Origin of the sequence: Pseudomonas spelaei (assembly GCF_009724245.1) — a bacterium.
Taxonomy (GTDB): domain Bacteria; phylum Pseudomonadota; class Gammaproteobacteria; order Pseudomonadales; family Pseudomonadaceae; genus Aquipseudomonas; species Aquipseudomonas spelaei.
The window spans coordinates 1-14,754 of the sequence record NZ_WNNK01000017.1 but is presented as its reverse complement, the minus strand read 5'-3'; the positions used below and the strand labels follow the sequence as shown (position 1 = coordinate 14,754).

The 14,754-nt window shown below is 56.4% G+C and carries 11 protein-coding genes; 1 reads left to right on the top strand and 10 read right to left on the bottom strand.

What is annotated here, in order from left to right; all coding sequences use genetic code 11:
* Nucleotides 1-22 precede the first annotated feature (22 nt).
* The 7 genes from GNF76_RS19210 to moaA all read right to left on the bottom strand — a co-directional run bounded on the left by GNF76_RS19210 (nt 23) and on the right by moaA (nt 11,652).
* Complete coding sequence (locus tag GNF76_RS19210) at nt 23-3,247, bottom strand: hybrid sensor histidine kinase/response regulator (RefSeq protein ID WP_155584709.1); 3,225 nt, start codon at nt 3,245-3,247, stop codon at nt 23-25.
* Between the two features lie 79 nt (nt 3,248-3,326).
* Nucleotides 3,327-4,520, bottom strand: coding sequence for a response regulator cyclic di-GMP phosphodiesterase PvrR (gene pvrR, locus GNF76_RS19205; RefSeq protein ID WP_178123434.1), 1,194 nt, complete (start codon nt 4,518-4,520; stop codon nt 3,327-3,329).
* On the bottom strand, nt 4,507-7,326 hold the full coding sequence (locus GNF76_RS19200; RefSeq protein ID WP_155584707.1) for a response regulator: 2,820 nt from the start codon (nt 7,324-7,326) through the stop codon (nt 4,507-4,509). The genes pvrR and GNF76_RS19200 overlap by 14 nt, the downstream gene beginning before the upstream one ends.
* Before the next feature lie 116 nt (nt 7,327-7,442).
* Entirely contained in the window at nt 7,443-8,351 is a 909-nt protein-coding gene (locus tag GNF76_RS19195; RefSeq protein WP_178123422.1) for a fimbrial protein, read from the bottom strand.
* Nucleotides 8,352-8,501: 150 nt separating this feature from the next.
* A complete protein-coding gene (locus GNF76_RS19190; RefSeq protein WP_155584705.1) occupies nt 8,502-9,125 on the bottom strand; it encodes a thiol:disulfide interchange protein DsbA/DsbL in 624 nt (207 codons plus the stop codon).
* 217 nt (nt 9,126-9,342) lie between these two features.
* Nucleotides 9,343-10,623: an aromatic amino acid transport family protein gene (locus GNF76_RS19185; protein ID WP_155584704.1), complete on the bottom strand. Its 1,281-nt coding sequence runs from the start codon at nt 10,621-10,623 to the stop codon at nt 9,343-9,345.
* 30 nt (nt 10,624-10,653) lie between these two features.
* Entirely contained in the window at nt 10,654-11,652 is a 999-nt protein-coding gene (moaA, locus tag GNF76_RS19180; RefSeq protein ID WP_178123420.1) for a GTP 3',8-cyclase MoaA, read from the bottom strand.
* A 401-nt stretch (nt 11,653-12,053) separates the two neighbouring features.
* On the opposite strand from moaA, the gene GNF76_RS19175 reads away from it, so the two are divergent.
* Nucleotides 12,054-12,356, top strand: coding sequence for a putative quinol monooxygenase (locus tag GNF76_RS19175; protein WP_155584702.1), 303 nt, complete (start codon nt 12,054-12,056; stop codon nt 12,354-12,356).
* 13 nt (nt 12,357-12,369) lie between these two features.
* On the opposite strand, the gene tnpC is transcribed toward GNF76_RS19175, so the two are convergent.
* The 3 genes from tnpC to tnpA form a co-directional block, all read right to left on the bottom strand.
* Nucleotides 12,370-13,917: an IS66 family transposase gene (gene tnpC, locus GNF76_RS19170; protein ID WP_155584815.1), complete on the bottom strand. Its 1,548-nt coding sequence runs from the start codon at nt 13,915-13,917 to the stop codon at nt 12,370-12,372.
* Nucleotides 13,918-13,998: 81 nt separating this feature from the next.
* Complete coding sequence (gene tnpB, locus GNF76_RS29615) at nt 13,999-14,334, bottom strand: IS66 family insertion sequence element accessory protein TnpB (protein WP_155584701.1); 336 nt, start codon at nt 14,332-14,334, stop codon at nt 13,999-14,001.
* Nucleotides 14,331-14,663: an IS66-like element accessory protein TnpA gene (gene tnpA, locus GNF76_RS19160; protein WP_155584700.1), complete on the bottom strand. Its 333-nt coding sequence runs from the start codon at nt 14,661-14,663 to the stop codon at nt 14,331-14,333. Before tnpA ends, tnpB begins: the two co-directional genes overlap by 4 nt.
* Nucleotides 14,664-14,754: the final 91 nt, after the last annotated feature.

The window sequence follows — 14,754 nt, the reverse complement described above, 5'->3', positions numbered from 1 at the left end:
GAGAGTTCAGGATCGGTTGATTTTATGTCAGGCCCCTGAGAATTGCCGAGAGCCTGTCCATGACTTCTCGCACCTTGAGCGCCAGCCGCGCATCCAGCCCGGTGCGCGCCAGATCGGTCTCCAGGCGTGCGCAATCGTCGGCGAAGTCGACTGCCTGCACAGCGCCCAAGGCCCCGGCAATGCTGTGCAAGCGTTCGCCGAGAGTCTTTGCGTCGCCTCTTTGCAGAGCGTCTTCGAAGCGTTGCAGGTCGTCCTGCATGGTACTGATGAACACCGGCTTCATCACCGGTGGCAGGAAGACGCTGTCGGCAGCATCAGGCATGGCTGCGAGCGTTGGACTTTCCCGAGGGATGACTGCGGGTTTGTCGGGTAGCGGTGGATCGCACAGCTTGATCAATTGTTCACGCAGGGTTTGCAAACTCAGCGGCTTGACCAGCCAGGCGTTCATCCCGGCGGCGATACAGCGCCGGCCTTCTTCGCGCATGGCGTTTGCCGTGACGCCGATGATCGGCAGCCGAACGTCGTGTTCGCGCAGGGCCATTGCCAGTTCATAGCCGTTCATGACCGGCATGTTGACGTCGGTCAGTACCAGATCGAATTCCGCAGGCTGCCAAAGGTGCAAGGCCAACTCACCGTTGGCGGCGACCACGGCGCTGCAGCCCAGCGCCTCCATCTGCTCCTGGAGTATGGCCTGGTTGATCGGGTTGTCTTCGGCGATCAGGATGTGCAGGTTCAGCGCCGGGTTGCCGGGCGAGGCGCTGCTGGACGCTTGCGGCATGGCCGACCGGGTCTGGAGGATGGCGTGGGTTATCGCACGCAGGTCATGCAGCTCCACCTCCAGGCCACCCTCGATTGGCTGGGCCGGGTTGGGGCCACCGTTGATGCAACGAACCTGTGGCCCATGCCAATGGGGTGCGCGCTCATCGGGCTGCAGATCCACCAGTAAGGTGTCGTCCCGCATGTGCTCCATCGACTCCGTCGCGAGTGTTGCCGGGATGCCCAGGCGATTGAGCCAGTTGCAATGACTTTGCGCCAGTTCCAGGATCGGTGCACGAACTTGAATCGGCGCCAGCGAAGTATCGATGACGCTTTTGGCCGTGGGGCCGGGCGGTAGAACGAGCAAGTTCATGCGCAGGGAAAAACTGCTGCCCAACCCCGACTCACTGACCACGCTCAATTGCCCGCCCATCATTTCGCTGAGCCATCCGCAAATCGGTAGACCCAGGCCGGCGCCTCCCTCGCTGGAGCCTTCGCGGGCCTGGTAGAACAACTCGAACAACCGGCTCTGTTCGATCTGATCGATACCAATTCCGGTATCGGTGACCTGCCACTCAAGGCTGACTTCGTTGGCGCTTGTCGCCAGCACTCGGGTACGCAGCACCACCCGCCCGGCGTCAGTGAACTTGATGGCATTGCTGAGCAGATTGTTGAGGATCTGCCGGATCCGTAACGGATCGCCCTTCAGTCGGTCGGGTAGGCCGGCATCGGTGCAGCCATACAGCAACAACCCCTTGCCTTGTGCGAAGGCCGCATAGGTGCGCAGGGTGTCCTCGATCATATCGAGCGGGGCGAACGTCACCGGTTCGATGGTCAACTGGCCGGATTCGATTTTCGACACGTCAAGCACGTCGCTGATCAATTGAAACAGCGTGGCCGAAGAGCGCTGGATCGTCTGCAGGTAAGCCTGCTGACGGGGCATCAGTTGGGTCAGCCCGAGCAATTCCAGTGTACCGAGCACGCCGTACAGCGGCGTGCGGATCTCATGGCTCATGGTTGCCAGAAACAAAGTCTTGGCTTCGTTGGCTGCATCCGCAGCACGCATGGCTTGCTCTAGTGCGCGGCCATCCTCGACGTGGCGGGTAATGTCATTGAATGCAAACAGGCGAACATCCTGGCCTTGATAGCGAGCTGATACGATACTCACTTCCAGATAACGCCCGTCGATCTCCAGCGGCAGTTCGGTAGCTCGGTCGTTGTCGTGCCGATCTTGGAGGGCACTGATCAGTCGGGCGGTACCCTGCCAGTTTCGGGCGCGCGGGTTCTCCATCAGCACCTGCTGATTGTCCCGGCGCACGACGCACAAGCCGGTGGGTGCGGTATCGATCACCACGCGGCTGAAGGCGATGCTTTCGGCGATGCTTTCATGGGCCTGGCGTGCCGGCTGAATTACTGTTTTCTGATACCAGCGACTGGCCAGCCAGCTCAGGCCGATTACCGCCAGGAACGCCATCGCCAAACCGCTCAACGGCCCGAGCGCGGTACGGAAGAAATGCGCGAAACCGACGGTGTAGATGGTCGTCCAGCCATGACAGCCGGAGTTTTCCAGCTTGAACACCAGTCCCTCCGACCTGAGGTTGAATCCCGTGTGCAACGGCGACGCAGGATCGATGGCTCCGATCAACACTTCACCGGTAGGGCTCACCAGTGTGAACCGGTCATAGATCGACCAGTCCATGACGCGTTCGAAATCATTGAGCTGGGCCAGATCAAGCAGCAAGGCGAGGATCACGCGTGTGCCAGCCCCCTTGATGGTCAATTGCTCGGATTCCAGGTCGAGATTGACGTAGGCCAGCAGGCGAGCTGGGGTCGTACCGCCCGTCTGCTCGGCGTAGCTTTTCCAGATGACTGTGTTGGCTGGTTGCACTCCTTCCTGCGGTCGTCGTGCGAGTACCGTATTGAACACATCGATGAAGCGTTCGCGGGTACTCATCACTTTACCGCGCCCGCGTCCGGCGGCCGGCACGGTGATGTCGTAGTTGCCCTTGGGGTTGAAGAGAAACACTTGCGGCGAGCGGTAGTAAGACCCTGCCCAAAAGGTACTGTAGAAATCCGCCAGGTTGGCACCCAAGCCGAGAATTCCGGAGGACACGCCGGACGTGAACGCAGCCGGTTCGACCTTGACACTGAACGGCATGGAAAAGGAAAACGCCTGGCCCCGATAAATATTCGGCCCTTCTTCAGGTAAGGGAGTGAACACGCGCACCTGATGGCTGCCGTCGCTGAGTAGGTCGCCCTGGACACCGTGATGGGTGAGAGCTGCAAGAAACTCCTCCTGCTCCTTGATGTTATCCATCAGGCGGGCGGAGTGCAGGCGCATCGTGACCTGGGTTTCTTCGATCAACCGTTGCAGCGACCAGACGCTCAAACCGATCAGCAACAAGGCGATCGCTACCAACAACGTCATACCCTTGTTCAAGCGCGATGAGCTGCGAGCAAGGTTTTTCAAGCGGTCGTTGTTGTGCTTCATAAAAACGGCTCGTAGTGCATGGATGGGTTGAAGTCGGCACCGACATCCTACCGCTGTCAGCGACATAAGGCCTGGGGCCTCAGTGCAGATTAGCCGGCCAGTTGCGCATGAGCAGTTGTTCGAACTGATCCACGGGCAGTGCGCGGGAAACCAGAAACCCCTGTGCCTGGTTGCAACCTGCCTCGCGTAGTGCCTCGAGCTGAGCCGGGGTTTCAACACCTTCGGCTACCACGGTGAGACCCAGTTTGCGACCCAAGGCAATCAGACTGTTCAGTGCCGAGGCCATGCATTCATTATCCTGGCTACCCTGGACCAGCGCTCGATCGATCTTGAGTTCGCTGAAGGGGGTCGACACCAGGTTGAGGTAGGAACTGTAGCCTTGGCCAAAGTCATCTTGAGCCAGACCAAAGCCCATCATGCGAAGGCGACAGGCACCGGCGTAGTAGTTGCTGAGCTCCCGGGGCATCGAGGATTCCAGCAACTCAAAGCATAACTTGCCGAGTTCACCCTGATGCTGGAGGACGAAATCCAGTAGTCGGTCCGCCAGGTCAGGGAGGTCGAGCAGGTGCGTGGGCAGGTTGATTGAGACCGGAATATCGTAGCAGCGTTCGCGCCAGCGTGCCTGGGCCGTCATGGTCTGTTTCAACACTCGCCAGAGCAAGCGTTCTTCCAGTCCACTGGATTCGAGGCTCGACAGGAATGCACTGGGTAACAGGATCCCGTGCTCTGGGTGGGCCCAGCGCACCAACGTTTCCGCCGCGACAATACGACCATCCTGTACCGAGATCCTCGGCTGGAACCAGGCCTGGAAGGCTTGCGAATCCAGGGCCTGTTCGAGTGTACGACCGTCGAATGTTGTCGGTTCTGGCCGCCGGCCCAACTCGCGGTGCTGGCAGGTCAGCAGTTGTTTGATCAGAGCGCGCAGGGTAGCGCGGGTCACGGGTTTTGAGATCACCCCGACCACCTTGATGCCGAGGTTTTTCGCCACCAGACTGGCCCCCGTCAGCATGCGCCGGGACGCGGCACTCATGATCGCCAGATCCGGCTTGTGGCGAAGATTCGCGAACTGCTGGATGAATTGCACACCGTCCATGCCTGGCATCAACAGGTCGGTAAGCACCAGGTTGAACTCATTCAACCGCAGGCACTCCAGGGCCTCATTGCCGTCTTTTGCGGTATGCAGGTTGTAATCGCCCAGCTCGCTGAACAGATGCACCAAGTACATGCGCTGGAACGGATGGTCTTCGACAATCAGGATGTTATAGGGCGTCACAGCGGTTTCCATGGTAAGGCGCCAGGCAGTTGTAAAGGTCGAGCAAGGTGAAGGGTTTGACCAGGCAGTGATTCATGCCAGCTGCCAGGCATCGCTCCAGTTCGCCGCGCATCGCGTTGGCCGTGGCGCCGATGATTGGCAGCGTTTTGTCGCGTTGATGCAGGGCCTTGGTCAGTGCGTACCCGTCCAGACCAGGCATGTTCACGTCGGTCAGCACCACATCGAAGCGGCCGGGCTGCCAGCGCCCCAGCGCCTGTTCGCCGTCAGCCGCCAGTTCCACGCTGCAACCGAGGGCTTCGAGCTGGTCCTTGAGGATCGTTCGGTTGACGGCGTTGTCTTCGGCCACCAGCACTCGCAAGTCGAGTCGACGCATGTCGCTGTCGTGGTTTTGAGCATCCTTGCGTATGCCTCCAAGCCCTTGAGCCTGGCTTATCACCTCGTGCAGGGCAGTGAGGTTATTGAGGTTTACGTGCCACACGCGGTCTTCCGGCAAACGTTCGCTGCGGCCATCGGCACTGGCCAGGATCTGCGGGCCGTGCCAATCTTCCACCAAGCGCCGGCGCAGTGGGCCGGGATGCAGTTCGAGTAAAAGTTGGCCGTGGAGCATGGCGGTGTCCGGAGGAGGGCCGATATGCGGCCGGGCGCCCCAACGATGCAACCAACCGGACAGGGTTTGCGCAAGCTCGCGGATGGGGGAGACGATGTAAACCGGTTCGGCCAGCAAATTGCGCGGCAGCGTTGTGCTACCAGTGCTGGCCACGACCTCCAGTGGTAGCGTTAGGCTGACACTGGTACCAAGTCCACGCTCGCTGACCAGACGCATCTGGCCGTGCATCAACTGGGTCAGGCGTTGGCAGATCGGCAGTCCGAGGCCGCTGCCAGCGATAGCAAACTGGTTGCCCTGGGTTTGATAGAACGGTTGGAAAATTAACGGCTGATCGTCTTCGGCAATGCCTTTCCCCGTGTCGCATACCTGCCACAGCAACTCCGAATGATCCCCCTCAAGGTGCGTAGCACGCACCCGCAGCACCACGCGGCCACAATCGGTGAATTTCAGTGCATTGCCTAGCAGGTTATTAAGCACCTGTCGGATGCGATTCACGTCACCGATCAGCCGCTTGGGAAGCTGTGGATCAAGGCAGGCATAGAGTTGCAAGCCTTTACTCATCGCCGCGGCGCTGTAGGCATGAATCACGTCTTGGGTCAGTTCCAATGGTGAGAACTCGCTCAACTCAAGAGTGAGTTGATTCGCTTCGATCTTTGAGACATCAAGCACGTCGCAGATCAGTTGCAGGAGCGTCGCACTCGCCCCTTCAAGGACCTGCAAATATTCGGTTTGCCGGGCATCCAAACGGGTGCGCGACAACAACTCGAGGGTGCCGAGCACGCCATACAAAGGAGTGCGAATCTCATGGCTCATCGTCGCTAGAAATAGGGTCTTGGCCTCGTTGGCTGCATCGGCCGAACGCCGCGCTTCGATCAATGTAGCTTCGACTTGTTTGCGTGTACTGATATCGCTAAAGGCACAGAGCAGCACATCCTCACCTTTGTAGCGAGTGGTCGCCCGGCTGAGGCACAGGTGTCGTCCATCGACTGTGACATGATCATCGCCCTTTCGGCCGGTAGGCATGAACGCCTCACGAACCCAGCTCATTCCCATCAGGTCACGCGCCGGCCCCATACCAAGCCATTGCTGTGCGAGATGGTTTTCGAGGACCACCTGGCCGTCGTTGCGGCGCAATACACACAGGGCGACCGGCGCGGTCTGGATCACATCGCGGCTGAACGCCTCACTTTCCACCAGCGCCTGAATGCGCTGGATGGCTGGGATGATCAAGCGCTGTTCGAAGCGCCGGGTCAGCAGCAGGATCAGATTCAGGCTGAGCAGGCAGAAAACCATTGAGCCGAGCAGTTGTTTCCACAGGCCGCGCAGTACCGATTGCAAGTCAATTGAGTACACTAGCTGCCATTCCGAGGACGTCAAATCTTTGCGAATCACCAAGCGTTCGGGCAGCAAGCCGTTGCCGATAAAACCGAAAAAACCGTCATTTCCCGGGCGACACATCTGCTGATCCGGCGCTGGACTGTTGCTGAAAACCTGCATGCCATCGGCCGTGACCATCAGGAAAGTGCCCGCACTTTGATCGCTCAGCGCAGTGGACACCTCGTGACTGTCGATTTCCAGGCCGAGCCAACCTGCCTGCGCGTCGTGCTCGTCGAGACGGGTGAAAAGGTACAGATGCGCGCGGAGCCCGGTCCGACCGCTCAACCACAGCTCGTTGACGGGGGCGTTGCGGGACTCGAGTGCCCTCAGTTGATCGAGGATGTCGGATGGGATGACCGGAGTTTGCGCAGCCGCGTTGTATAGCCGTTTGATCTGCGGTCGTTCACCAGTGTTTACGTAGAGCAGGCTGACCTGCTTTTCACGCAAGTAATCTTCCAGCCGGCGCGTCATCCAGAGGCTCCACGCATGGGCGGGGTCGCTGCTCAGCAGCAGGTGGGTTTCCTCGTCGCCAGGCGTCGGCGATTGGGGGACGGATTGCGCGGAGGTGCGAAGCGCCGTGAGGCTCAGGCTCTCGAGCAGTACCTGACGATTAGTGAAAAAGGTATGGGCTTCGGCGATCGCACTGCTCATGTAGCCGCGTCGCTGGGAAAGGTCGTTGTTGAAGGTGAACAACAGAAAGTTGTAAACGCCACTCAAGATACCGATCGATAATACGATGGCAAATGCCCGAAGCAACCAGCGAGCAGCCTCGGGGGTGGAAGAAATGGCATTGATTTGCAGCAGGTGTCGTCGTAATCGCATCGATCGATTTTAGCTATGCGGTGCGGCGTAAGGGTATCAGACGATTCTTAAACGCGATTTGGGGAGCGAAGGTGGGCGAACTTTCGCCGATTCCAAGGTTTCAATCGAATAGGCGTTCATAAATACTCCATGACTACTGTTAGCTCGCCATTTGCGGAGCCTGCCTTGATGGGTTCTTTGCCAAGTCGATAGTAGCGGGCAGTCAAGGGAATTTCAAAGTTTCCACCATTGGTGTCATAGCCATTGAAATGCTGATAATCTTTTAGCACGACAGGCGTGTCATCCGGTTTTTTTATTTGAAGGGCGATATCTTTGGCGGTCGAGTCAGGACTCAATTTGAAAACACCATTTCTATAATCTATCGTATTGGTGGAGGGCATGAGCTTGTAGGATACTTTTGTAATGCCTGGAGGGCAGTTGTTCAGTTTTATGTTGAAGCTTGTAGGCTTTGAGGTGCTCCCATTTACTGAGTCGAAATCACTACGTGTATAGCTTCCCATTTCAACAGATATATCTGGTATTTCACACGAAGCAGCAACAATATTTATCGAGTTGTTCAAGTTAAGGGTAAATACCACCGCCTCACCAAAAACATATGTTGCTAGCCTTCCAGGCTTGATAGTGCTCGCTGATGAAAGATTTCCGCGCTTGATAACTTCGATGACTTCGGGCCCCCAATTGGATCTTGTACCCTTTGGAACTAAGTGTGCTGCGTCGTGGTACCCGAGTTGTAAAGTCGAGAAACGTACAGCAAGTCCGTCAGTGCCAAGCGGAAATTCGTTACCGCTTGCAGGTTGCTCACCGCGAGAAGAGTCAACTATCAGTCCTACTGGTGAATCGGTATCGCATACGTATTCAGTGTATTGCAGTTGTTGTTTTTCCGAATAAAGCACAGTGCCATTCGGAGTGTCTCGTGGGATTGTCAAGCTTGCTGGCGGCGTGAAATTAATATGTTGTAGCCCCGGCACCAATTTTACTCGGCAAAGTGCCTGCGCGCCAGAGCTGCAGAGGAGTAGCGCAGTCATGGGGAATATTAGATTTCTATAAAATAGCATGTTTAAGTTATTCGATTTAAGGGTGGGCGACGAGTTAGGTTTTAAAACTTTGGGAAAAAAGCACGATGCTTAAATAATAATTTGGTGTTGAGTAGCGATGCGTGATTATTCTTTGGGGCTTCATTTTTCTGTATCGTGAAGCGCGCACAGTGCGGATAGCATATCTAACATAGCTTCATTTGAAGCCGACATGCTTGGGCTGGTGACGAATTTATCGTTCGCCACGAAACTAGGCACCTCGCGAATCCTGTAATGCATGGCCAGCCGATCACCTTCGGCAATCTTGCTGTTAACAGCAAACGACTTGATGGTTTGGTTCGTCAAAATTTTATCAGCGCCGAGCCCAATGAAAAACGCAGCGATCGCTTCATCGTTATCCAGTTTTACACCGTTGTTTGCCAGATCAAATAGCGCCTTGTGCGTAACCGCCCTCATGTTCAGCGCCTCACTAACATAAAACGCCTTCGCATAACCCGTCCATTGTTTGTTGCCAAAAGAAACCGGAACCTGTTTGATCGCTACATCTTTGCCAGGCCCCGCCGCCCATGCAGCCACGGCTGGATCAAAATCCCGGCAGTGCCCGCACAAATACGAGAAAAACTCGATTACTTTGGGTGACTCACTCAATTTCTCTTCGGTGATTTTGTAATTCTTTCCAGCTACTGGAGCAGTGCTGGAGTTCGCCATTGCCAGCGGGGCGGTAAATAACGCGGGAGCGATCAGGGTAAGCAATATTTTCTTCATGGAGTACCTTTATTGAGTCAATACGAATTTGCTTTCAATGTTGTTTTTCGATCAGTACTGCACAGTCTCGGATAAACAGAGAGGATACGACTGTCCCGAGTAATACTCCTAAAAGACAGCCGAGTACGACACATAAAAAAATAATTCTAAAAATACTCATTATCTTTGTAAGTCTTGCTGTTGAAAGTCGTGGGGCGGAATAAACGATTCAATTGATTCAGGCTGCCAGTAAATAGGCTAACCCCGTTATTGCTACCAATCCCACCGCAGTAACAAACACGTTGGATGCGTACCCCCGATACTTCGCCAACGCTGGAACTTTGTGAATGGCGTACATCGGCATCAGGAACAGGATGGCGGCGATGATCGGTCCGCCGATGGTTTCGATCATGCCCAGGATGCTCGGATTCAGCGTGGCGACAATCCAGCACACGAGAAGCATGAACAGGGCAGTCAGACGATCCCGGGTTTTCGCGTCCGGGCGGCCGCCACGGTTGAAGAGCAGCCCTTTGAAGCCTTCGCTGGCACCTATGTAATGCCCCAGGAACGACTTGGAAATAGCCACGAAGGCAATCAACGGGGCCACAAACGCAATAAGCGGGTCGCTGAAGTGATTGGCCAGGTAGGAAAGGATCGACAGGTTCTGTGCCTTCGCCTGCGCTAGTTGGACGGGCGACAGGGTCAACACGCAGCTGAAGACAAACAGCAACACCGTTGCCACCATCATCACATGAGCCCGTAGCAGGATTTGCGAACTGCGTTCTTCGGCTTGCGCGCCATAACGGCGCTTCTGATCCACTGCAAACGCGGAAATGACCGGTGAATGATTGAAGGAGAACACCATGACCGGAATCGCCAGCCACAGCGTGTGGAGCAGGGCCGACGGCGTGGCTGGCGTTGCAGCGGTGGACAGGATGCCACCATTCCAGTGCGGGATCAGGTACACCGCCAATAACACCAATGAAGTGATGAATGGATAGACCATCAGGCTCATGGCTTTGACGATCACCCGCTCACCGCATCTGACAACCAAGAGTAGGCCGAGGATCAGTATTAACGACAGCACGGCGCGGGGCGGTGGCGTTACGTGCAGTTGATGTTCGAGGAAGCTGTTCGCGGTGTTGGTGAGTGCCACGCTGTAGATGAGTAGCACCGGGAAAATCGCGAAGAAGTACAGCACCGTCACGAGCGTGCCGACTTTGATTCCGAAGTGCTCCTCTACCACTTCGGTGATATCGACCACCCGTGTGCCGGACAGCACAAAGCGAGACAGCGCCCGGTGCGCATAGAACGTCATGGGGAAAGCCAGCAGGGCCAGGATCAGCAGCGGCCAGAAACCGCCCAGGCCCGCATTGATTGGCAGGAACAGCGTACCAGCGCCCACCGCCGTGCCGAACAGGCCCAACATCCAGGTCGTATCATGATGGTTCCAGCGTTCGACGTCGACGGGCGTGCTCAGCCCGGCACGTTCGCCGATGGTATTGACCGGATCGTTCATCTGTAAGGATCTCCGCAATGCAGTCGGGCGTCAGCCGCCCGTGGCGTTCATGAAACGTACAAGTTGCACGGTGTCATCGATTACGAAGTGGTGGCGCTGCGGCTTGCGCAACATCGCGTCGATGATCGACTGCTCTAGGTGTCGGTTATCACCGGGGTAATCGCGGAGCACCGGCTTCAGGTCAACGCTGTGCTCGTTGCCCAGACACAGCAACAGCCGCCCCTCCACGGTGAGCCGCACGCGGTTGCAGGTTGCGCAGAAGTTTTGACTGTGGGGTGAGATGAAGCCGACGCGGATATGGGACGCTTCGGCAATGCGCCAATAGCGTGACGGGCCCTGGGTCGATTCGTCGGAACTGACGAGGGTGTAGCGCTCGGCAATGCGCTCGCGCACCTGGGCGCTTGAGTAAAACGTATCGCCACGCCTGTGCTCGCTGATGTTGCCCAGGGGCATTTCCTCGATGAAGGAAATATCCAGTCCGTGATCGATGGCAAACGCCACCAAATCGTTGATCTCGTGATCGTTGCGTCCCTTCATCACCACGCAATTGAGTTTGGTGTGCTGAAAGCCTGCGCGGTACGCGGCGCCGATACCAGCGATCACCTCGTTCAAATTGCCGTTGCGAGTCAGTACGTTGAAGCGCTCTGCATCGAGGCTGTCGAGGCTGATATTGAGCCGTTTGAGGCCTGCGGCAAACAAGGGCGTCGCTAGCTTCGCGAGCTGTGTCCCGTTAGTGGTCATGCACAACTCGCGCAGTCCCGGCAGTGCGGCCAGGCGTTCACACAGACCGACAATATTCGGCCGAACCAGCGGCTCGCCACCGGTTATGCGGATTTTTCGAGTGCCCAGCGCGACAAACCGTGCTGCTACTCGATAGAGTTCTTCGAGCGACAGAACATCCTTGCGCGGTATGAACGTCATGTCCTCGGCCATACAATAGACGCATCGCAAATCGCACCGATCAGTGACCGACAATCTTAGGTAGTCAATCTGACGAGAAAAGTTATCTATCAAAGTTTGTTTGGACACTACTATCTCCAGTTACCGCTTAGGCTCGTTGTTTTGCGTGCCTATTTAGGTTGGGGAGTGTGTGTGATGTCGATCTTCATGAAAAATCAGACGATTCTTAAACCGGTAAGTAGCATTCAAACTGTTTGTGGTGGCTTTGAATGGTCATTTTTTAGAGAAATAGCTCCCTACCCATAAATCCGTAAATTAGCTTTAAACGCTTGCTCTGCCCGCGCTTTGGTGCGCTACAAATAAGCATGAGCGTAAGCGACTGGCGAACACACCTTCCCACAAGACCGAGGGCGAGTAACCGCTCTAGCTTGCGGCATGAGGCAAAATCATGCTTTCCTGCCATGACCATCACACTGGTGGTCTACAGCAATGTGCAATCAAATTTCTGAACACCAGCATGGAGCATGTTTATGTCTAGTGAAGTGAAGCTGGTAATTTTGATTTCTACGCAGGCGGGGCGGGGACAAGAGCAAATTGATGCATTTGAAAAACTTGCCCCACTTGTCAGAAATGAAGATGGGTGCCTGCAATACGACCTTCATAGGGTCACTGACGATGAAGACCAATTTGTTTTGATTGAGCGATGGGCGTCGAAATCAGCCCTAGAAGCTCATGATATTACTCCTCATATGATTGCAGCTGACGCATACAGTCCTACCTTCAGGGCAGGCCCAGCGACCGTTTTGCACCTTGGATCAACGATCCCAGCTTAGATCCCATTTGTCATCACGCAGGCTGCCACCTATGTGGCAGCAGCTCGGCAATTTTATTCGCTCGATGCGTCGGCAGGCGCGTGAGGACGTCCTTCAAATAAGCATATGGATCATGCCCGCTGAGTCGCGCCGACTGGATCAAACTCATGATCGCCGCTGCCCGTTTGCCGCTGCGCAGTGAACCTGCAAAGAGCCAGTTCTTGCGACCTAACGCCCACGGCCGGATCTGGTTCTCTGCCCAGTTGTTGTCAATGGGTACGGCCCCGTCATCAAGATAACGCGACAGCGCCGTCCAGCGTTTCAGGCTGTAATCCAATGCTTTGCTGATAGCCGAGCCATCGTGCACAAGTAGGCGCTGGGTGATCATCCAGGCATGCAAGGCGTCCATCACCGGCACCGCTTTTTCTTGCCGTATTCGGTGGCGTAGATCCGGCTCCAGCTCTCGGACTTCGCTCTCGATTTCGTACAGTAGTTGGATGTAACGCAAGGCCTGTTCGGCGAGCTGGCTCTTATTGGTGGCGTGCAATTCGAAGAACTTGCGCCGTGCATGGGCCATGCAGCCGATCTCGATGACGCCGAGTTCAAAGCTGGCTTTATAGCTGCCAAAATCATCGCAGACCAGCTTGCCCTTCCAGTCTTGCAGGAAGTTGCGGGCATGTTCTCCGGCTCGGCTGGGGCTGAAGTCGTAAACGACCGCCGCCAAGTCCGAGAACTGGCTGGTGGCGTAGGCCCAAACATAGGAACGATGGGTTTTCTTCGCGCCCGGGGTGAGCATCTGCACCGGCGTCTCATCGGCGTGGATCACGTCATGCCCAAGCACCGCGTCGCGCAAGGCATCGACCAGAGACTGCAACTGCACGCCAGTTACGCCAACCCATTGGGCCAGAGTTGAACGTGGGATGGCCAAACCGACTCGACCAAAAATTGACTCCTGACGGTAGAGAGGCAAATGGTCGGCATACTTCGCAATCATGACGTGGGCCAGCAACCCGGCGGTCGGGATGCCCTTGTCGATGACCTGCGCCGGCACTGGCGCCTGGATCAGTGTTTCGCAGTCATCACAGACCCATTTGCCACGGACATGGCGCTCGACAGTAAATACGCCCGGCGTGTAGTCGAGTTTCTCGCTGACATCCTCGCCGATACGCTTGAGTGCGCACCCGCAAGGACAATGAGTGTTGTCCGGTTCGTGGTGGATTAGCGTGTGTGGGAACTCCGCCGGCAACGCCGTGCGCTTGGGCTTTTGCTTTTTATCGGTCGCAGGCAGAGCTGTTTGCAATGCCTGAAGCTCAGTCTCCATCGCCGCGATATCGGTATCGATCAAATCGTCCAGCAAGCTAGCCTGCTGCGGATTTAACTGTTCGCTACGCTTGGCAAACTTCAAACGTTTGAGCTGTGCAATTTCGTGGGTCAGCTTCTCGATAACCGTTTGGTCGCGGTGGATTTTTTTGTCCATTGTCTCGACTGTCTGATCGAGACTCTCGACACGCTGCATCAACTGCGCCGCCAGAGCGCGCAGTTGTTCAGGGTTTAGTTGGTCGAGATTGGGCAGCGAAGTCATGCCGCCGATTTTGCCAGAACAGGCGAAAACCGACGATAGGCTCATCGGACAATTGCACGGCCTGGGTGGTCATGGCAGGTGTTATACGATGGAAATCGCGTTGCCAGGCCCGACTCTTTGCCATGGCAAACCCAGCACCAGGGCATGTAGTTGTTCGGCACCCAATTCCATCTGAGAGCCGTGTCGAGAACCCGGCCAGAAGAACTTGCCCTGATGCAGGCGGCGGGCCGCCAGCCAGATGCCCAGCCCATCGTGCACCAGCACTTTCATGCGATTGGCGCGGCGGTTGGCAAACAGATAAGCACAGTGCGGCTGCGCCGCACCGAACACCGCGACCACCCGCGCCAGCGCGGTTTCGGTGCCTGCGCGCATGTCCATGGGCTCGGTAGCGAGCCAGATGGCGTCGATGCGGATCATCGCAGCAGATCTCGCAGAAAGGTGGCGCAGGCGGCAGCGCTTTCGGTCGGCCAGTTCACTTTGACGGTGCCGCGCGGGTGTGGGATTTCGAGGCAGATAGTAGACGACGTAGCTTCCGACCTTGCCCCGATAGGTTGCAAGGGCAGCGGAATGAAAGCAGGTTGCAGCGCCATGGTTTTCTGCATTTGGACTCGAATCCATTTATGGACGAGGTTCGCGTTGAGGCTGTGGCTCAGCGCAACGCTGGCTATCGAGGCCCCGGGCTGGGCGCACTCTTGAATGACCTGGGCCTTGAAGGATTTGGAGTAGGAACGGCGTTGTGGCTGCATGAAAGACCCGCTTAAAAGGCTAGAACTGGTGTCCACTTAAATTAAAGTGCACACCATGTCTTGGTTTTGCAGGGCGGACTAGATGACTTTG

Coding starts and splice junctions, on each gene's coding strand:
- GNF76_RS19210 (WP_155584709.1), bottom strand. CDS start 3,247: ATGAAGCACAACAACGACCGCTTGAAAAACCTTGCTCGCAGCTCATCG.
- GNF76_RS19200 (WP_155584707.1), bottom strand. CDS start 7,326: ATGCGATTACGACGACACCTGCTGCAAATCAATGCCATTTCTTCCACC.
- GNF76_RS19195 (WP_178123422.1), bottom strand. CDS start 8,351: ATGACTGCGCTACTCCTCTGCAGCTCTGGCGCGCAGGCACTTTGCCGA.
- GNF76_RS19190 (WP_155584705.1), bottom strand. CDS start 9,125: ATGAAGAAAATATTGCTTACCCTGATCGCTCCCGCGTTATTTACCGCC.
- GNF76_RS19185 (WP_155584704.1), bottom strand. CDS start 10,623: ATGAACGATCCGGTCAATACCATCGGCGAACGTGCCGGGCTGAGCACG.
- GNF76_RS19175 (WP_155584702.1), top strand. CDS start 12,054: ATGTCTAGTGAAGTGAAGCTGGTAATTTTGATTTCTACGCAGGCGGGG.
- tnpC (WP_155584815.1), bottom strand. CDS start 13,917: ATGACTTCGCTGCCCAATCTCGACCAACTAAACCCTGAACAACTGCGC.
- tnpB (WP_155584701.1), bottom strand. CDS start 14,334: ATGATCCGCATCGACGCCATCTGGCTCGCTACCGAGCCCATGGACATG.
- tnpA (WP_155584700.1), bottom strand. CDS start 14,663: ATGCAGCCACAACGCCGTTCCTACTCCAAATCCTTCAAGGCCCAGGTC.